This window comes from Pseudomonadota bacterium, assembly GCA_030859565.1.
Classification (GTDB): domain Bacteria; phylum Pseudomonadota; class Gammaproteobacteria; order JACCXJ01; family JACCXJ01; genus USCg-Taylor.
This window is the reverse complement of the sequence record JALZJW010000082.1, coordinates 1-17,048: the sequence shown is the minus strand read 5'-3', so window position 1 is coordinate 17,048 and position 17,048 is coordinate 1. Positions and strand designations below refer to the sequence as shown.

Sequence of the window (17,048 nt, the reverse complement as noted above, 5' to 3'; positions counted from 1 at the left end):
AACCCACGGATGCGATCACACCATTGACGCTTCGGTCTTCGGCGGCGCGGTCTTCCCACCTTACCGCAAATCCGCCCACCGTGTTTCTTCCAAACGCCTTCCGTCACGGGCGGTTATTCAGCTAACCACAACATATAGATCCAGGTGGGGCTAAGTGGATACGCACTTTGGGCGAATTTCGTTTCTTTACCGTTTTTGCGAGCGCTAGGCGCTAATCTAAGGGCTTGACAATATACCAACTAGTCGGTATCATACCAACTACTAGGTACGAACAAGACGGGTATGGCGACCCAAGCACAGCATGAATCGAAGACCAAGCTGCTCGACGCGGCGCTGCACGTCATCCGCGCCAAGGGCTACGCGGCCACGACGGTAGACGACATCTGCCAAGCAGCGGGCGTCACCAAGGGCAGCTTCTTCCATCACTTCAAAAGCAAGGACGAGCTGGCGCTTGCCGCAGCAGGTCATTTTTCCGCGATGGCGGAAGGCTTGTTCGCGGCAGCCCCGTATCACGAAGCGCAAGACCCATTGGAGCGCCTGCTGGGCTATGTGGATTTTCGCGCGTCTATCCTAGGCGGCGAGCTGCCCGAATACACATGCCTGCTCGGCACGATGGTGCAGGAAACCTACGCGACGCACCCCGACATTCGCGCGGCCTGCGATAGGGGCATGTCTTCGCACATTGCCGAGCTGACGCGGGATATCGAAGCCGCCAAGCAACGCTACGCACCGGATGCCGCGTGGAGCGCCGAGAGCGTGGGCTACTTCATTCAGTCCGTCCTGCAGGGCGCATTCATCTTTGCGAAGGCAAAGCAAAACCCCGACGTCGCCCGCGAAAGCCTTGCGCATTTGCGGCGCTATTTAGGCGTTCTTTTCACTCAACCCCGTAACACCGACCGAAAGGAGAAATCATGAGCACTAACAAAACCACTACACCAAGCACACTCATCCAACCGTACCTGTTCTTCGGCGGACGCTGCGAAGAGGCGCTCGAATTCTATCGATCAGCGCTGGGCGCACAGGTAGACATGCTCATGCGGCACAAGGACAGCCCAGAACCACCTCCGCCCGGCATGTTCCAGCCGGGCTTTGAGAACAAAATCATGCACACCTGCTTCCGCATCGGCGGAACCGCAATTATGGCTTCCGACGGATGCCAGGAAGGTTCGAACTTCAGCGGCTTCTCGCTCTCGCTCTCTGTGCCGACGGAAGCCGAGGCCGACCGCGTGTTCGCGTTGCTCGCCGATGGTGGCGAGGTGCAGATGCCACTGACCAAGACGTTCTGGTCACCGCGTTTCGGCATGCTCACCGACCGCTTCGGTGTCGGCTGGATGGTGATTGTTCCGGCTGAATCGTCCCAATGACATACGAAAGGAGAAATCATGAGCACCAGGCAAAAAATCACCCCCTGCCTCTGGTTCAACTTCAATGCCGAAGAGGCTGTGAATCACTACCTGAGCATTTTCAAGCGCTCCAAGATTCTGGAAGTCTCGCGCTACGGCGATGCGATGCCCGAACTCAAAGGCAAAGTGCTAATCATGCGCTTTGAACTTGAAGGGCAGCAGTTTCAGGCGCTCAACGCCGGACCGCAGTTTCCGTTCACTGAGGCCATTTCCCTGAGTGTGGATTGTGCGGATCAAGCTGAAGTGGACGCGCTATGGGCACGCCTGTCTGAAGGCGGCAGCGCTGGCCAGTGCGGCTGGCTGAAAGACAAGTTTGGACTGTCCTGGCAAATCGTGCCGCGCGCACTCGTGACCATGCTAAACGACTCAGATGCCGACAAGTCAGCGCGCGTGATGCAAGCCATGATGACGATGAGCAAGATTGACGTTGCTCGATTGCAGCAAGCCTACGACCATCAATAAACCAAAACCGAACACGCGAAAGGAGAAATCATGAGCTACGTTGATGGATTTGTTTGCGCCGTGCCTACGGCCAATCGCGCGAAGTACCGCAAGCACGCCGAGGCGGCCGCTCCGGTCTTCAAAGAGCACGGCGCACTGAAACTGGTGGAATGTTGGGGCGATGATGTGCCCGACGGCAAGCTGACTTCTTTTCCAATGGCGGTCAAATGCAAACCGGACGAAACAGTGGTCTTCTCCTGGGTCGTGTGGCCTTCACGTCAAGTGCGCGATGCGAGCATGAAGAAGGTAATGGCCGACCCGCGCTTGCAGCCAGACACTAATCCGATGCCATTTGACGCCGCTCGGCTGATCTATGGCGGCTTCGAAATGATAGCCAATGCGTGACAGGCTTCCAAGCAAGCACCCATAAGTCAGGCTCGAATGAGCGAAAGGAGAAGCACATGTGTCCTGCATGCCTCACTACCGCAGCGCTGATGTTCGTCGGCGCAACCTCGACGGGCGGGGTAACCGCCATCTTGGTGACGAAACTGATTCGGTCGAAAAACGGACTGAAGGCGATTTCCCTGAGTTCAAGTAGCAGTCAAAAGGAGAAAGCACAATGAGTAAGCATGAAAACAACCTTCCGCAGGTCGTGTCGCAAGCGGAGTGGCAATCGGCGCGAGATAAACTCCTGGTCAAAGAAAAGGCAGCCACCTACGGCGTCGTTGGAAGCTACATCGCCGCAAGGTTCGCGCCTCGCGCTCCGATGCATCACGCGTTGGCCTTAGGGGTTGTAGGGCTCGTACTGATCGTGGCCGGCGCAATCGCCATGTGGGACTTTGGCCCGAACTGGTACTCGGTCGCGCTCGTGCTAACCACCTTGCCCTGTGCCTGGATTGGCGGAGTTCTACACCGCAATAAGGCAGGCCGAACCCGACCACCGATCTGGAGCATGCAATGAAGTACCTGTGCCTGGCCTACGAGGAAGAGAAGAAGCTCACCGCCCTGTCCCGGAGCGAGTGGGACGCCCTCAGGCGCGAGACCGTGGCCTACGTCGAGGCGCTGCGGAAGAGCGGTCACTTGATTGTCACGCAGGCCCTGCAAAGCGCCCGGACCGCCGCGACCCTGCAGATTCGAAGCGGCAAGCTGTCGGTGACCGACGGCCCCTTCGCCGAGACGAAGGAGCAGCTGGGCGGGTTCTTCCTGTCGAAGCCAGGGACCTGAACGAGGCCATCCAGGTGGCGTCGAGATGGCCGTCGGCACGCCTTGGCACTATCGAGGTGCGGCCGATCGAGGAAGAGCTCAGGCAGGACAGGCGCTACGGGTAAGCACAGTTGGAGGTGAAGTTAGATGTGTCCAGCCTGCATGACATCCATTGCGCTGATCGCCGCCGGCGGCACCTCCGCGGGCGGGCGGGCCGTGCTCGCCCTGAACTGGTTCAGGGCAAAAAAACGCACAAGCGTCAGGGCTAAACAAATCATTCGCAACCAACTTGAAACGCTGACATAGGAGGTCGCGATGCGTAAGCCTGTTGTTCGCGGGAATTGTGGTCGAAAGACCCGGAAAAGGTATCGAGCTTCTACGCGAAGATTTTCGGCTGGAAGATTCAGCACATGCCAGAACTCACTTATCGAATGGTCGACACCGGCGAAAGTCCCCCTGAGCGCAACAACCCTACAGAAAAACCTTAAAGAGAGATCACCATGACCGAAACGAATGTTCCACATCCAAAAATCGTGTCGCGGGACGAATGGCTCGCTGCGCGCAGGCAACTCCTCGCGAAGGAGAAAGAGCACACCCGTCACTTGGACGCAGTCAATGCGGAACGTCGCAGGCTGCCGATGGTTCGCCTGGACAAGGACTACGTATTCGAGCGCGCCAGCGGCAAGGTGCGACTGCTCGACCTGTTCGAGGGCCGCCGTCAACTCATCGTGTACCACTTCATGTTCGACCCGGGCTGGGACAAAGGCTGCCCGGGCTTTGTGGACGCGTTGGGCGATCTGTCGATGCTGCGGGCCCGCAACACGACATTCGTACTTATCTCTCGTGCGCCGCTGGCCAAGCTCGAAGCATACAAGGCACTCAGGGGCTGGAACCTGCTGTGGGTTTCGTCTTACGGCAGCCCCTTCAACTACGACTTCCACGTGACCCTGGACGAATCCATCGCCCCTCCCGAGTACAACTACCGGGACAAGGCGGAGCTTGAGCAGCGGACGCAGGAGCCCTATTTCATGTCAGGTGAGTCACACGGCCTGAGCGCCTTCTTCCGCGTCAACGACGACATCTTCCACACCTACTCGACCTTTGCGCGAGGCTGCGAAGGACTTACCGACGCTTATAGCCTGCTCGATCGGACCCCATACGGCCGGCAGGAGGACTTCGAGGACTCGCCGCCGGGCTGGCCCCAGAAGCCCACCTACGGTTGAGAACTCCGGCACCCTATCGTCCTGTCGAACCCAACCCAGGAGAAGCAAGTCATGTCGGTCAACAGACGGCGAGGGTGAAATGGGCAAGGTTTACCTCCGCATCCGGGTCGAGGCACTCAAGGACGGCTAAGACCTCTCGAACTTGAAAGTGTCGATTTCGCCGCTCTCGTTCGACTAATAAGTAGAGAGACGGGTTTTCAGAGTCCATCCGGAAACCCGCTGGCAATCCCAAACCTTAATGGAGATATGACGATGCGATTCATGATGCTGATGATCCCTAAGGGGTACGAGAAGGCGGCGCCGGGTACCATGCCAGACGCCAAGGCCGTTGAAGCGATGATGAAGTACAACGAAGCCCTACAGAAGGCCGGCGTGCTGCTCTCGCTCGATGGCCTGCACCCGCTCTCGATGGGCGCGCGCGTCTCGTTCTCCAGTGGCAAGCCCAAGGTGACTGACGGGCCCTTCATCGAGACGAAAGAGATACTTGGCGGCTACTGCGGTTCTCATCTATGCGGCGACCAAGCCGGACACTTTCCGCGTCGAGCGCTCGCTGAGCATGAAGGCGCCGCCGGAGAAGATCTTCCCCCTCGTCAACGACCTGCACAATCACGCCGTCTGGTCGCCCTGGGAGAAAAAAGACCCCGCGATGAAGAGAACCCACAGCGGTGCTCCAAGCGGCAAGGGCGCCGTGTATGAGTGGGACGGCAACAAGGAGATCGGCAAGGGGCGCATGGAGATCACGGAATCATCTCCCCCTCACAAGGTGGTGTTCGCGATGCACTTCATCGAGCCGTTCGAGGCCCACAACACCGCCGAGTTCACGCTGGAGCCCCAGGGAGACTCCACAACCGTCACCTGGGCCATCTACGGTCCCCAGCCCTATCTTGCGAAGGTCATGCATCTCTTTTTCAACATGGGCAAGATGATCGGCAAGGAGTTTGAGGCCGGTCTTGCTAGCCTGAAAGGCTCTCACCGAGGCATAAGCGACGGCCATAGACAGACCAAAGGAGAAAACATGGCCACTGAAATTTTCGTGGACCTGCCGGTGAAGAACCACAACAAGTCTGTGGAATTCTTTACCAAACTCGGCTTCACATTTAATCCCTAATTTACCGACGAGACGGCCTATGCTTCCCGAAAATCCATATGTAGCTAATTAAGCCCCAGATCTAGCTCGGCGAAGGCATTTGGATGTGGGGTGACAACGAATCCTCGACACCCTAACGCTATCCATGATGTCTACCCTTGTCCGCACCTTTCTCGCGTTCCTGACAGCCTGCTTTCGTTCTCGCGCAGCACTACAGATGGAGAACGCAATGCTTCGGCACCAGCTCAACGTTTATAAGCGGTGTCAACCCCGGCCGTTTCGCCCTATGGACCGCTTTCTCTGGGCCTGGGGCTCTCGAATCTGGCCAGGCTGGCGGGAGGCATCGATGCGAGCCGCCAGCGTGGCCGACCCGGCGGTGAACTCATCGACTGGAAGAGTGAGACGTGCTCGACGCGAGCGGTCCGGGAGTATCTGGCGGCACTCGAAGAAAATAACCCGAGCGGCCCTCAAGGTCATCTCACTGACCGATCCGTGCGCACGCTGGACGGCGTGTTTCCCCTTGACTCCAGGAGTACGCTAGCGGCAGCCGAACGCGCTTGCCTATCCCCCCACCGTTTTCTTCGGTTATGCTTCATCGCCACTACCGGCCGGGTGTCTGTCCCTAGGATAGCAGCTTCATGATCGCGAGGTAGCGGATGGAACGAGAAGAATGCCTGGACTCGAACGGCGACCGCCTCTGGGGCACCCCCACCCTGCCTGAGGTGGGGACCTCCTTCCCGGCGTGCCTGCTCATCGGTGGTGGCTGCCCCAGACGAGAGATGGCCGATCTGGATCTGGCCCACAACGGGGGTGTGGGAAGAGTACTGGGGAGTTTAACCGCACCGGGCTCTTTGACCTCCTCGCCGATGCGCGTAATGTCCTGCACTGGATGCGACGTCTTCCGGAACTGGACCACCGGCGAATCGGCCTCATTGGCCAAAGTGAAGGGGCCGTGATCGCGCTGATGGGTAGGAAATCACACCCGCCGCCACCGGGTTCCCGTGGCGCTATCCTCCAGAATTACTCCTCGATCGGCCAGGCAAGCCCGGATCCGATCCGATTCCGCCCAGTCCTGGCGGTTCCGCGCCGCGGCCCGTTGCTCCAACAAGCGCTCGATGTCTTCGTCGGCAAGTGTGGCGCCAAAAGCGACCGGCATCGCGAAAGAGGCATTAACCACCTTCGTCCCGGCCGGGCCCCGTTTTAAATAAAGCTCGGGATCCGAGCCCAAGAGCCCTATCACCCCGGCCAAATGACGCAGCGCCGCCCCGGCATCGGCCGCTTGAGCGGGGGCCGCATCCCGCCGGTACGTGTTGATATCACCCACTACGTCGGATAACACGGCTATGGCCTCGCGCGTATTGAAATCATCGTCCATGGCCGCCCGGAAGCGCTCTTCGTAGGGATTGGCGGGGCGGTACTCCGCGACCGGGAGCTCGCGCAGCGCCAAGTACAAGCGGGTCAGCGCGTTACGGGCATGGTCGAGGTTCTCTTCGGAGTAATTCAAGGGACTTCGATAATGGCTGGATAAAATAAAGTAACGCACTTCTTCCGGGTGATATCTCGCCAAGACCTCGCGCACGGTGAAGAAATTTCCGAGAGATTTCGACATTTTCTCCTCATCGACGCGTACGAAGCCGTTATGCATCCACACGTTGACGAAGGGCTGTCCGGTGGCGCCTTCCGACTGCGCGATTTCGTTTTCGTGATGGGGAAATTGCAGATCCTGGCCGCCGCCGTGAATATCGAAATGCTCGCCTAAACACTCGGTGGACATCGCCGAGCACTCGATATGCCAGCCCGGACGCCCAGGTCCCCACGGGGATCCCCACGACGGTTCGCCGTCCTTAGCGCGCTTCCAAAGCACGAAATCCAGGGGATCGTCCTTGGCCTCGTCGACTTCCACCCGCGCACCGGCGCGTAGATCCTCTACCCGCTTTCCGGAAAGTCGGCCGTAACTCTTAAAACTACTCACGTCATAGTAGATGCCGCCGTTGGCGGCCTGGTAGGCGTGCCCGCGCGCCAGTAAGCGCTCGATCATCCGCAACATCTCCTCGATGTGTTGGGTCGCGCGCGGCTCGACATCGGGCTTGATGACGCCCAAGGCGGCCGCGTCCTCGTTCATGAACGCGATGAAGCGCGTGGTAACGGCATCGATCGGTTCATTCTGTTCGCGGGCGCGTTTGATGATCTTGTCGTCGACATCGGTGATATTGCGCACGTAAGTCACTTCATATCCCCGTGCGCGGAGGTATCGCACAACGATATCGAATACCACTATCATGCGCGCGTGGCCCAGATGGCAATAGTCGTAGACGGTCATCCCGCAGACGTACATACCGACCTTTCCCGGGACCAGGGGCCGGAATTCCTCCTTCCGGCCGGTAAGCGTGTTATAGATTACCAGCACAGGATCTTCTTTAACGTAGATGACTCTGAAACCTTGCGCGCAGCCGCTCCGCCCCGAGCAGCCCATAAAGTGCCGCCAGCTCCGGCCCATCGACGCGCCCGGTAAGCGCCGCTCGCAGCGGCAGGAACAAACGTTTTCCGCTCTCCGCGACATTCGCCTTGAGCGTGGCTATAAACCTCTGAAAGTCGTCCGGATGACGCGCCAAGGCTTCCGATGCGGCGCGAAAATACCCAGGCTTCGCGTCAGCGATCGCCTGGGACGCCGGCTGCGAGAACTCGGCCGGACCTCGATAAATAATGTTGGCCCAGGCGAGCGCATCCTCGGGCAGGAGTACATTTACCCGGATCGCCTCGATAAACATCTGTCGAGCCGCCTCGGGAACGAGATCCCGCAGCGGTTCTCCCATCCAATTCCAAAGATCGTCCGCGGGCGTTCGATGCAGGGTTTCGCGCTGCCAAAAATCCAACTGCGCGGGGCTGAAACGCGCCGGCGCGCGGCTCAGCCGGGACAAGGAGAAGCCGCCGATCAGCTCCTCGATCTCCAAGAAACCCGGATCTTCATAGGTGTGGCCGAGGCGCGCTAATGCGTTGTTGATGGCGTCCGGAAGATAACCGCGCTCCCGGAGCGCATGCACCGGCAGGCTCCCGGCACGCTTCGATAAGGGCTGGCCGGCCTCATCGAGGACCAAGGCGATATGGCCATAACGCGGGATCCGGAGTGCCAGGGCATCGAGGATCAGGATCTGCCGCGGCGTGTTGCTCAAGTGGTCCTCGCCGCGTACGACATCGGTCACGCCCATCAAGGCGTCATCGATGGCGTTACAAAAAAAGAACGCGGCGCTGCCGTCGGATCGCCGGATCACGAAATCGCCGACGTCGTCGTTGCGAAAGGACTGAGCACCCCTCACCGAGTCGTCGAAGTCGATCGTCGCGCCCGCCGGCACCCGAAACCGCAACGAGGGCTGCTGCCCTTGCGCCCTAAACCGCGTAACGGCTTCCGGTGTCAAGCGGGCGCAGGTCCCGGGGTAGCGGGGCGCTCGACCCGCGGCGAGCTGGGCCTTGCGTGCGAGCGCCAGCTCGCCGGGCGAGCAAAAACAGGGATAGGCCAGGCCATGCTCTTGGAGTTGCTCGTAGTACCGCGCATAGAGGGCCGTGCGTTCCGACTGCCGATAAGGCCCCCCGGACCCGCCAGCGCCGAAACCCTCATCCCACTGTAGCCCCAACCAGATCAGATCTTCGATCAGGGTGTCAAGGGCGGAATCACTTTCGCGTGCCCGATCGGTGTCCTCGATGCGCAGGAGAAAGGCGCCTTGCACCTTGCGGGCGAAAAGCCAATTAAACAGCGCCGTGCGCACGTTTCCTAAATGCAAGAGACCGGTGGGGCTTGGCGCAAAGCGGGTAGTGATCTTTTCCCCGGTCATTGCGTTGGATGGTACCCGAAAAAAGGTATACTAACCAAGCAGCGACACGGGCGTTTTCTTCGCACGGCACCATCATGGCGACGCTCTTCATTTCCGATTTACATCTCAGCCCCGAGCGCCCGGAAAAGCGAGCGCTGTTTTACCACCTCTTAAGCGGACCTGCCCGTGACGCCGACGCACTCTATATCCTCGGCGATCTTTTTGAAGCGTGGATCGGCGATGACGACACGACCTCGCCCCATGATCAAGTCGTAGAAGCGCTCGCGCACTACGCCGCGGCAGGAAAGCCGCTGTACCTGATGCACGGCAACCGCGATTTTCTCATGGGTCCCGAGTTCGAGGCCCGCAGCGGCGGCACACTGCTCCCCGACCCGTTTATCGTGGATCTCTACGGCGAGAAAACCTTATTAATGCATGGGGATACGTTGTGTACGCAAGATATCGACTACCAAGCATTCCGGAAGCAGGTGCGCGATCCGCGTTGGATACAAGGGTTTTTGCTAAAACCGCTCGCGGAACGGGCGGCCATCGCGAGTAACCTGAGGGAGGGCAGCCGTGCGGCGACCCGCCAAAAAGAGGCCGTGATCATGGATGTCGACCCGGCAACGGTATCCCAAACCATGATCGACTATGGCGTGCGCCAGCTTATCCACGGCCACACCCACCGTCCGGCGATTCATCGTCTTGAGATCCAAGGCCAGAGCGCCCGCCGTATTGTAATTGGTGATTGGTATGACCGCGATCTTGTCCTGGTTTATGGCGCCCAGGAACCTAGGCTGGTAGCCGCAGCCGCTTTGACGAACCTCTGAATGCCGGAACCGTAGCGGTTAGTTTTTGAGGCTCTTCCGCGTCCAGGCCGCCGCCGGCCTTCAAATCGGGGTCGACTACCTGGTGACGCGGAACGCGGGGACCTTAGCAATGGGGCTTCCAAAATTAATCCCGCGACGCTTCGGCTTGGTAATAGCGCATTAAAATCGCCGCGACCTCGGGGCGCGCGAACTCCTGCGGTAGGGCTTGTCCCGCCGCCAGCATCTCCCGCACCTTGGTCCCGGAGAGCTGCACGAAGTCCGCTTCGGTGTGGTCAGGGGCATCGCGCATCATGACCACTCGCTTCAGTTTCCTGGAATAGGCGGTATTATCGGCGCCGAAGATCTTGATCTGCAGGGCATCCGGGGGAACCTCATCGTCGAAGATCTTTTGCGCGTCGAAGGGTCCGTAGAACTTGCCGACACCGGCGTGATCGCGTCCGACAATAAGGTGCGAGCAGCCGGCGTTCTGGCGGAAGATTGCATGCAGCACGGCTTCGCGCGGTCCCGCATAGAGCATATCGAAACCGTAGCCCGTGATCATGACGCTGTTCGCCGGGAAGTACAACTCCACCATCTTGCGTATAGCGGCATCGCGCACGGGGGCCGGGATGTCGCCGTCCTTCAGCTTCCCGAGCAGCATGTGGATGAGCACACCGTCGGCGGCCACGGCTTCCCGCGCCATCTTGCATAACTCCTCATGGGCGCGATGCATCGGATTGCGGGTCTGGAACGCCACCACGGTTTCCCAGCCATGTTCCTCAATCTCGTTGCGGATCTCGATCGCGGTACGGAAGGTATCGGGAAAATCGGTCTGAAAATAACTGAGATTCAGCACCTCGATGGGGCCCGAGACGGCAAAGCGGCCGAGCGCGCCGAATGTGGCGGCGCCGGGATGCGAGGGATCCACGGTCCGGAATACCTTCTCGCAGATAAACCGCTGTTGGTCCGGCGTGAGTTCCTCGATGGCGGCGACCTCTTGGATCGCGAGGACCGGATGGCCGTCGACATTGGGGTCGCGCAGGGCAATGCGCCGCGCGCCTTCGATGGGGCTCACGTCCCGGGTGAGATTCAGACAGGGAACCGGCCAAAACAATCCCGCGGCCGTATGCATGCGTTCCGCGACACTCATCGCGTCGGCGGCGTTCATGTAGCCCGTCAAGGGCGTAAAGTAACCCGCTCCGAGCATGACGGCGTTGGCCGCCGCCGCCGAGCTCAAGAGCAGCGACGGCATGCCCTCGGCCTCGCCTTGCAGCCTGTGACGGCGCGCTACATCGTACACGAACAACGGCGTCAGGGTTTCAGAGCCATGGGGTCTTATCATCGTGATCTCCGAAGGTGTATGGGTATGAATGCGGTCGAGCCGGTTCCGCCCCCGCGCCGTGAACGCTGCTCAGCGTTCTATGGCGGCGCTTGCGCACGGCCGATCATCGCCAGCGGCGGCGCCGGGAGCCGGGCGGCGCTGCACGAACGTAGCCTCGGCTCCGTGTTTGACGATGTCGCCCAGGTGAAATCTGAAAACGCCGCTGCGCCGGTCTTGGTAGTAGAAACGGAGCGTGTGCAAAATGGTGGGGAAAGCCAGCCGATCCCACGGCACGCCGGGCTCATCGAAGAGTTCAACCTCAAGACTTTCGCTCCCCGGGAAAAAGTCCAGATCGAGCATGCGCGAGCGGAACATCATGTAGACCTGGTTGACGTGGGGGAGATTGAAAAGCGCGAACAGACCGAGTACCTCCACCCGCGCGTTGGCTTCTTCGCGCGTCTCCCGGATCGCGGCTTCCAGGGAAGTCTCGTCATTTTCCATAAAGCCCGCCGGAAGCGTCCAAAGCCCATAGCGGGGTTCGATGGCGCGGCGGCAGAGCAACACCTGATTCCCCCATTCAACGATACATCCGGCGACAACCTTGGGATTCTGGTAATGAATACTACCGCAGGCTTCACACATATAGCGCGGCCGATTATCACCGAGCGGGATCTTGCGCGTGAGGGCGGTGCCGCAGTTGCTACAGTACTTCATGGGGTGGTGAGCGGGATTGTTGCATTGCGATGTCGATCGATTACAGCAGCGGTTGCAAGCTTGGCCAGATGTTATCGAGCATCAAGGCCTGAGCCTCGCGCTTGGGATGTATTCCATCTTCTTGCATGAACCGCAAATTTTCGGCGAACCCTTGCAGTATAAAGGGGGTCGACGGCAATGCGTACTCTTTGGCGAGATCCTCGTACACGGCGCGGAACCCCTGGGTAAACGCTTGGCCGTAGTTCTCCGGCAGGCGCATCGGTATCAATAACACCTTGGCATCGTGCGCGCGCGATGTTTCAATGATCGCAGCCAGGTTTTCCCGCAGATGCTCGAGCGCTAATCCGCGCAGACCGTCGTTGGCGCCGAGTTCGATGATAACGATGGCGGGAGTATGTTGCGTTAAGAGGTTCTCGAGCCGGGTCAATGCACCGCCCGTGGTCTCGCCGCTGATACTGGCGTTCACTACCCGGTGGGCGTGACCCGCTGCCGTTAGGCGTTGCTGCAACTTCGCAACCCAACCCTGGTCAACGTCGATACCATAAGCGGCGCTTAAACTGTCACCCACAACGAGAATCGCAGGCGCCTGTGCGGGGGCCGCCATGGCCCACAGATACAGCGCAGCCAAAGCCAACCACGGTGCACTATTGAACAACATCATCATTCAGGCCGAAGGTCTGTCAAAACAGATCGCGAGCCCCGAAGGGCTTCTTACCATACTCGATGATATCAGTTTTTCCATGCGGCGTTCCGAGACTCTCGCGGTGGTCGGCGCTTCGGGGTCCGGCAAGTCGACGCTGCTCGGCTTGCTCGCGGGCCTCGACACGCCGACCGAAGGCCGTGTCGTGCTCGACGGCACCGACCTCAACACCCTGGACGAAGACGGCCGCTCGCGCTGGCGCGCGCATCGCGTGGGCTTCGTCTTTCAAGCGTTTCATTTGCTGCCGAGCCTCACGGCCTTGGAGAATGTGATGTTGCCGCTCGAGCTCGCCCTTCAGCGGGATCCCGCCGGCGCCGCGCGCTCGGCGCTCGATCGCGTTGGACTTGGCCAACGCTTGGGACATTACCCGCACCAACTGTCGGGGGGCGAACAACAGCGGGTCGCGATCGCACGCGCCTTCGCACCGCGGCCGCGCATTCTTTTTGCCGATGAGCCTACGGGGAATCTCGACCGCAAGACTGGCGCGGCAGTCGGAAATCTCCTCTTCGCGCTCCGCGAGGAAGCTGGGACGACCCTGGTTCTGGTGACGCATGAGGAGACGCTCGCGGATCATTGCGAACAGCGCTTGACCCTCGAGATGGGCCGGCTGATGCGATCCGAGGAGGTGTAGGGCATGTTCAGGATCGCCTGGCGGCAATTGAAGCGCGATACCCGCTCGGGGGAGTTGCGTTTGGCGACGCTCGCGTTATGCCTCGCCGTTGGCAGCGTGACCACGGTGGGATTTTTTATCGACCGCGTGCGGCTGGCGATCGAAATCCAGGCCAGCGCGCTCTTGGCCGCGGACCTCGCGGTCGAATCCCCCTATCCCCTGCCGGTCGCGGTGAACCAGCGAGCGGCTGAAATTGGCCTCGCGACTAGTCACACCGTAGTGTTTCGTAGCGTCGTCGCGAAGGGAGACAAAATGAAGCTGGTCGAAGTCAAGGCCGTCGATGCGGCCTATCCCTTGCGCGGCGGGATCGAGACCGCCCTTGATCCCTCCGGTTCCGCATCGCACGCCGGGAGCGGACCGGGCGCGGGGAGCGTGTGGGTAGAGGGTCCGTTGCTGCCGCTCCTCGGTCTTAAGCTCGGCGACACCCTCTTGATTGGAAAATCCGAGCTTGCCGTCGCCGCCATCCTCACGCTCGAGCCGGACCGCGGCGGCCAGCTTTTCAATATCGCTCCGCGGCTCATGATGCATCTCGACGACGTGCCGGCGACGGGGCTCGTCTCGGCCGGCAGCCGCGTCACCTACCGGCTATTGGTCGCGGGTGACAAACAGCAACTACGGGATTGGCGCGACTGGGCCGAACCTCTGCTCGGCGAACGCGCCCGCTTCATCGCGGTGCGCGATGCCCGCCGAGAGCTGCGCTCGACGCTCGAGCGTTCTGAGCAGTTCCTGAGCCTTGCGGCGCTCACGAGCGTCATCCTCGCCGGCGTGGCGATCGCGATGTCGGCGCGCCGCTTCGCGACGCGGCATCTCGACGGCGCCGCCGTGATGCGCTGCCTCGGGGCTACCCAGGGCTTGGTGCTGCGGGTCTTCGCCGTCGAGCTCGGGATCCTGGGTATTCTGGCGAGTCTCGCGGGCGGCGCTTTCGGCTATGCCGCCCAAGCGCTGCTCGCCGAGGTGCTGTCATTCTTCGCCCCGGGGCCGCTGCCTCTACCCTCGCTCTGGCCGTTGGTCTCGGCGGGGCTCACGGGCCTCATCGCGCTCCTCGGGTTTGCCCTGCCACCGCTTATCGCGCTCAAGGACGTACCGCCGGGGCGAGTGCTGCGGCGCGATCTCGGGCGTCTGAGAGCGCCGGGCATCGGGGTTTACTGCGCGGCGACGCTCGCAGTGGCCGCGCTCGCGCCTTGGCAGGCGGGCAATGTGACGCTAACCTTGTATGTCTTAGGAGGCGCGCTCGGAACCGTCGCCGTACTGGCGGGCGCGGCGTGGTTGATGGTCCGCGTTCTGGCGCGGCTGCGTACCCGGGTCGGCATCGCCTGGCGCTTTGGGCTCGCGAATATCACCCGCCGCGCGGGGGGCAGCGTGGTCCAGATCGTCGCCATCGGGCTTGGGATCATGGTGATGCTGCTCCTCTCCCTGGTGCAGTCGGACCTGGTTGCGGATTGGCGCGCCAGCCTCAAACCCCAAGCGCCCAACCACTTCATCGTTAACATTCAACCCCACGAAGTCGAAGCGTTCAAAGACTTCCTCAAAACTAAGGGACAGGTTGAACCCGCGCTCTATCCGATGGTGCGCGGGAGACTCGCCGCCATCAACGGCCGGCCGGTGAGAGCGCGCGACTACCGCGATCCGAACGTGCGCCGGCTCGCGCAACGGAATTTCAATCTTTCTTGGGCCGCGGTTCTCAAAGCCGACAACCGCATCGTCGCCGGCCTCTGGTGGGAGGCACATGCCGCAGCCACCGACCAGTTCTCGGTGGAGACCGGGATCGCGGAAGATCTCGGGATCCGCCTCGGGGACCGGCTGACCTATCAGATTGCCGATCAACGGGTCAGCGCTAGAGTGAGCAACCTGCGTACCGTGGATTGGGAGTCGTTCACGGCCAATTTTTTCGTGGTCGCGCCCCCGGGGTTGCTCGATCGACTCCCCGCCACCTACATGACCAGCTTCTATCTGCCGCCGGGTGAGAAGCTCTTGCTGCACCTCATCGTCGAACGCTTCCCCGGCGTTACGATCATCGACGTCGCCGCGCTCATGGACAATGTGCGCGGGATTATCGACCGCGCCAGCCTGTCAATGCAATCAGTATTCGTGTTCACCGTGATTGCGGCCATCCTGGTCCTCATCGCCACCATTCAATCGACCCACGATGAGCGCCGGGCCGAGAGCGCGCTACTGAAGACCCTCGGCGCGAGCAGCCTAAGGATCGTGCAGGGGCTCACGGCCGAGTTTCTCGCCTTGGGCCTGGTGGCGGGCCTGCTCGGGGCCGCCGGCGCCACGCTCGTCGCCTATGTCTTGGCCGTCGCCGTATTCGATTTCGACTACCGCTTCAACCCTTGGCTTGTGCCGATCGGACTCATTGCGGGCGGGATCTCTGTCGCCGTCGTGGGCGTGCTGGCCACGCGCTCTTCGCTACGCGATCCGCCCATCGCGACCTTGAGGAAGTCCTAGGTAGGATGGCTGATTCATAAGTGGCCGTGATCATCGAGAAACAGGACCGGCCGCGCGGTCTCCTTCACGCCCGGCGCGCGGCGCGCGAAACCCGCGACGAGCGGATAAATCGTGGTTCGTCGGTAATTAATCCCACTCATCAAGATCCGCTATCGCAAGGTTGACCTCAGGGACAAGGTCAAAACGGCTGGCGGCCAATGGCAACCGCAAGAAAAGCTTTGAAAGCTCCCTTACGAGACGGTAATTAAACTCGACCTCGATAGTCGAATCATCCGATTCGTCATGAGCAACCAGGCGCGAGGCGGGGTTGATATATCTATAAACGGGCTCGCGCTAAGGTTACTATGTATATAAACAAGTTTACAAAAGTATAAACTGTTTCTATATGTATAAACGAGGTCGAATTCTAGTTAGCCCAAAGGAGAACGCATGGAAATAGAAATACTGGCTGCAATCATCGGGGCTGCTGCAACGGTCATTGCCGCGTTTATCGGGGTACGGGTAGGCAGGCGTCCGCCGAAAGAGGACCCGAAGATTTCGAGTTCGCCGGAGGCTCTCAGGCGATCACATGAATACGACGTATTCATCTCCGCCCCGCTTGCGGCGTATACTACGGATGCCGAAATTCAAGCAGACCGTGATCGTATTCTGCCGCTCGTCAACTATCTTGAATCAGAACTTCGTTTCAAAGTCTATTGGGCTGGCCGGACCATCAAGAGCAAACAAGAATTCGATCCCGGAGATATTTCTGCACGGGAAGACGTAAAGGCCATTCTCCAGAGCAAGTATTTTCTGCTGCTTTATCCCAGCAAGATTGTTTCAAGTGTGCTCTTCGAGGCGGGAATAGCACTACGTGCCTGTCTCACGTCAATCTATCTGGTTCGGGACCGCCACGATCTTCCTTTTCTAATGACTAATGCCGCTGAAGCGTTCACAAACGTTCGAATTTGCGAGTTTATCGTACCCGAAAAGGCAGTTGCTATTATGAGAAAGCACGGGAAGGCGTTCTTTGAGCCAACTAAGGGTGAACTACAGTAGGCCTGTTGAAACCACGTTGCGCTTGGAACATGAGCACGGCGATATTCCGTCATGAAATCCGTTTGACCTTATGAGAGATTTCTCACTCGAACGATGCGCTTCGTTCCTCAGGTCCGTAGTCAGCTATAACAAAGAGGCGAGAATCCTCAGAATATGGGATGGCAATAGCCAGCAACCCATAACGC

Annotated in this window: 17 protein-coding genes and 4 pseudogenes; 16 read left to right on the top strand and 5 right to left on the bottom strand. The window is 60.0% G+C overall.

Annotated features, from left to right (window positions below; translation table 11 throughout):
• The first annotated feature begins 282 nt into the window (after positions 1–282).
• From M3436_12805 to M3436_12750, 12 genes and pseudogenes are all read left to right on the top strand, one after another.
• Positions 283–915 carry a TetR/AcrR family transcriptional regulator gene (locus M3436_12805; GenBank protein MDQ3564973.1) on the top strand — a complete coding sequence of 211 codons (633 nt, stop codon included), beginning with the start codon at positions 283–285 and terminating at the stop codon, positions 913–915.
• On the top strand, positions 912–1,364 hold the full coding sequence (locus M3436_12800) for a VOC family protein (GenBank protein ID MDQ3564972.1): 453 nt from the start codon (positions 912–914) through the stop codon (positions 1,362–1,364). The genes M3436_12805 and M3436_12800 overlap by 4 nt, the downstream gene beginning before the upstream one ends.
• A gap of 18 nt (positions 1,365–1,382) precedes the next feature.
• On the top strand, positions 1,383–1,865 hold the full coding sequence (locus M3436_12795) for a VOC family protein (protein MDQ3564971.1): 483 nt from the start codon (positions 1,383–1,385) through the stop codon (positions 1,863–1,865).
• A gap of 30 nt (positions 1,866–1,895) precedes the next feature.
• Entirely contained in the window at positions 1,896–2,249 is a 354-nt protein-coding gene (locus M3436_12790) for a DUF1428 domain-containing protein (protein ID MDQ3564970.1), read from the top strand.
• 214 nt (positions 2,250–2,463) lie between these two features.
• Entirely contained in the window at positions 2,464–2,805 is a 342-nt protein-coding gene (locus M3436_12785; GenBank protein MDQ3564969.1) for a DUF899 domain-containing protein, read from the top strand.
• Positions 2,802–3,172: pseudogene (locus tag M3436_12780) on the top strand (YciI family protein). Before M3436_12785 ends, M3436_12780 begins: the two are co-directional and overlap by 4 nt.
• A 37-nt stretch (positions 3,173–3,209) precedes the next feature.
• On the top strand, positions 3,210–3,353 hold the full coding sequence (locus M3436_12775) for a hypothetical protein (protein MDQ3564968.1): 144 nt from the start codon (positions 3,210–3,212) through the stop codon (positions 3,351–3,353).
• 194 nt (positions 3,354–3,547) lie between these two features.
• Positions 3,548–4,270 (top strand): DUF899 domain-containing protein, encoded by a 723-nt coding sequence (locus M3436_12770; protein MDQ3564967.1) that lies wholly within the window; start codon positions 3,548–3,550, stop codon positions 4,268–4,270.
• Between the two features lie 252 nt (positions 4,271–4,522).
• Positions 4,523–4,765: pseudogene (locus tag M3436_12765) on the top strand (YciI family protein).
• Positions 4,722–5,234: pseudogene (locus M3436_12760) on the top strand (SRPBCC family protein). The pseudogenes M3436_12765 and M3436_12760 overlap by 44 nt, the downstream one beginning before the upstream one ends.
• A 468-nt stretch (positions 5,235–5,702) precedes the next feature.
• Positions 5,703–5,868, top strand: a pseudogene (locus M3436_12755) (IS5/IS1182 family transposase).
• A 145-nt stretch (positions 5,869–6,013) separates the two neighbouring features.
• Entirely contained in the window at positions 6,014–6,313 is a 300-nt protein-coding gene (locus M3436_12750; protein MDQ3564966.1) for a hypothetical protein, read from the top strand.
• Between the two features lie 20 nt (positions 6,314–6,333).
• Here M3436_12750 and cysS read toward each other — a convergent pair whose 3' ends face one another.
• Together cysS and gltX are read right to left on the bottom strand one after the other, a co-directional pair.
• Positions 6,334–7,764, bottom strand: a complete 1,431-nt coding sequence (gene cysS, locus M3436_12745) for a cysteine--tRNA ligase (protein ID MDQ3564965.1) — start codon at positions 7,762–7,764, stop codon at positions 6,334–6,336.
• A gap of 10 nt (positions 7,765–7,774) precedes the next feature.
• Positions 7,775–9,184: a glutamate--tRNA ligase gene (gene gltX, locus M3436_12740; protein MDQ3564964.1), complete on the bottom strand. Its 1,410-nt coding sequence runs from the start codon at positions 9,182–9,184 to the stop codon at positions 7,775–7,777.
• Positions 9,185–9,258: 74 nt separating this feature from the next.
• On the opposite strand from gltX, the gene M3436_12735 reads away from it, so the two are divergent.
• A complete protein-coding gene (locus tag M3436_12735; GenBank protein MDQ3564963.1) occupies positions 9,259–9,993 on the top strand; it encodes a UDP-2,3-diacylglucosamine diphosphatase in 735 nt (244 codons plus the stop codon).
• Positions 9,994–10,117: 124 nt separating this feature from the next.
• Here the strand turns inward: M3436_12735 and sat are convergent, their stop codons facing one another.
• The 3 genes from sat to M3436_12720 all read right to left on the bottom strand — a co-directional run bounded on the left by sat (position 10,118) and on the right by M3436_12720 (position 12,611).
• A complete protein-coding gene (sat, locus tag M3436_12730) occupies positions 10,118–11,314 on the bottom strand; it encodes a sulfate adenylyltransferase (GenBank protein MDQ3564962.1) in 1,197 nt (398 codons plus the stop codon).
• Positions 11,315–11,383: 69 nt separating this feature from the next.
• On the bottom strand, positions 11,384–12,007 hold the full coding sequence (locus M3436_12725) for an NUDIX hydrolase (GenBank protein MDQ3564961.1): 624 nt from the start codon (positions 12,005–12,007) through the stop codon (positions 11,384–11,386).
• A gap of 40 nt (positions 12,008–12,047) precedes the next feature.
• Positions 12,048–12,611, bottom strand: a complete 564-nt coding sequence (locus M3436_12720) for an arylesterase (GenBank protein MDQ3564960.1) — start codon at positions 12,609–12,611, stop codon at positions 12,048–12,050.
• On the opposite strand from M3436_12720, the gene M3436_12715 reads away from it, so the two are divergent.
• The 3 genes from M3436_12715 to M3436_12705 all read left to right on the top strand — a co-directional run bounded on the left by M3436_12715 (position 12,610) and on the right by M3436_12705 (position 16,863).
• On the top strand, positions 12,610–13,338 hold the full coding sequence (locus M3436_12715) for an ATP-binding cassette domain-containing protein (GenBank protein ID MDQ3564959.1): 729 nt from the start codon (positions 12,610–12,612) through the stop codon (positions 13,336–13,338). The two genes, M3436_12720 and M3436_12715, sit on opposite strands and share 2 nt — an antisense overlap.
• Before the next feature lie 3 nt (positions 13,339–13,341).
• A complete protein-coding gene (locus tag M3436_12710; GenBank protein ID MDQ3564958.1) occupies positions 13,342–15,825 on the top strand; it encodes an ABC transporter permease in 2,484 nt (827 codons plus the stop codon).
• 429 nt (positions 15,826–16,254) lie between these two features.
• Positions 16,255–16,863 (top strand): hypothetical protein, encoded by a 609-nt coding sequence (locus M3436_12705; GenBank protein ID MDQ3564957.1) that lies wholly within the window; start codon positions 16,255–16,257, stop codon positions 16,861–16,863.
• Positions 16,864–17,048 lie beyond the last annotated feature (185 nt).

Bases quoted from the DNA above. Each gene is read 5' to 3' on its own strand.
- M3436_12800 (MDQ3564972.1), top strand. From the start codon at position 912: ATGAGCACTAACAAAACCACTACACCAAGCACACTCATCCAACCGTAC.
- M3436_12775 (MDQ3564968.1), top strand. From the start codon at position 3,210: ATGACATCCATTGCGCTGATCGCCGCCGGCGGCACCTCCGCGGGCGGG.
- M3436_12790 (MDQ3564970.1), top strand. From the start codon at position 1,896: ATGAGCTACGTTGATGGATTTGTTTGCGCCGTGCCTACGGCCAATCGC.
- M3436_12805 (MDQ3564973.1), top strand. From the start codon at position 283: ATGGCGACCCAAGCACAGCATGAATCGAAGACCAAGCTGCTCGACGCG.
- M3436_12770 (MDQ3564967.1), top strand. From the start codon at position 3,548: ATGACCGAAACGAATGTTCCACATCCAAAAATCGTGTCGCGGGACGAA.
- M3436_12715 (MDQ3564959.1), top strand. From the start codon at position 12,610: ATGGCCCACAGATACAGCGCAGCCAAAGCCAACCACGGTGCACTATTG.
- M3436_12750 (MDQ3564966.1), top strand. From the start codon at position 6,014: ATGGAACGAGAAGAATGCCTGGACTCGAACGGCGACCGCCTCTGGGGC.
- gltX (MDQ3564964.1), bottom strand. From the start codon at position 9,184: ATGACCGGGGAAAAGATCACTACCCGCTTTGCGCCAAGCCCCACCGGT.
- M3436_12735 (MDQ3564963.1), top strand. From the start codon at position 9,259: ATGGCGACGCTCTTCATTTCCGATTTACATCTCAGCCCCGAGCGCCCG.
- M3436_12710 (MDQ3564958.1), top strand. From the start codon at position 13,342: ATGTTCAGGATCGCCTGGCGGCAATTGAAGCGCGATACCCGCTCGGGG.
- M3436_12725 (MDQ3564961.1), bottom strand. From the start codon at position 12,007: ATGAAGTACTGTAGCAACTGCGGCACCGCCCTCACGCGCAAGATCCCG.
- sat (MDQ3564962.1), bottom strand. From the start codon at position 11,314: ATGATAAGACCCCATGGCTCTGAAACCCTGACGCCGTTGTTCGTGTAC.
- M3436_12795 (MDQ3564971.1), top strand. From the start codon at position 1,383: ATGAGCACCAGGCAAAAAATCACCCCCTGCCTCTGGTTCAACTTCAAT.
- M3436_12705 (MDQ3564957.1), top strand. From the start codon at position 16,255: ATGGAAATAGAAATACTGGCTGCAATCATCGGGGCTGCTGCAACGGTC.
- M3436_12720 (MDQ3564960.1), bottom strand. From the start codon at position 12,611: ATGGCGGCCCCCGCACAGGCGCCTGCGATTCTCGTTGTGGGTGACAGT.
- M3436_12785 (MDQ3564969.1), top strand. From the start codon at position 2,464: ATGAGTAAGCATGAAAACAACCTTCCGCAGGTCGTGTCGCAAGCGGAG.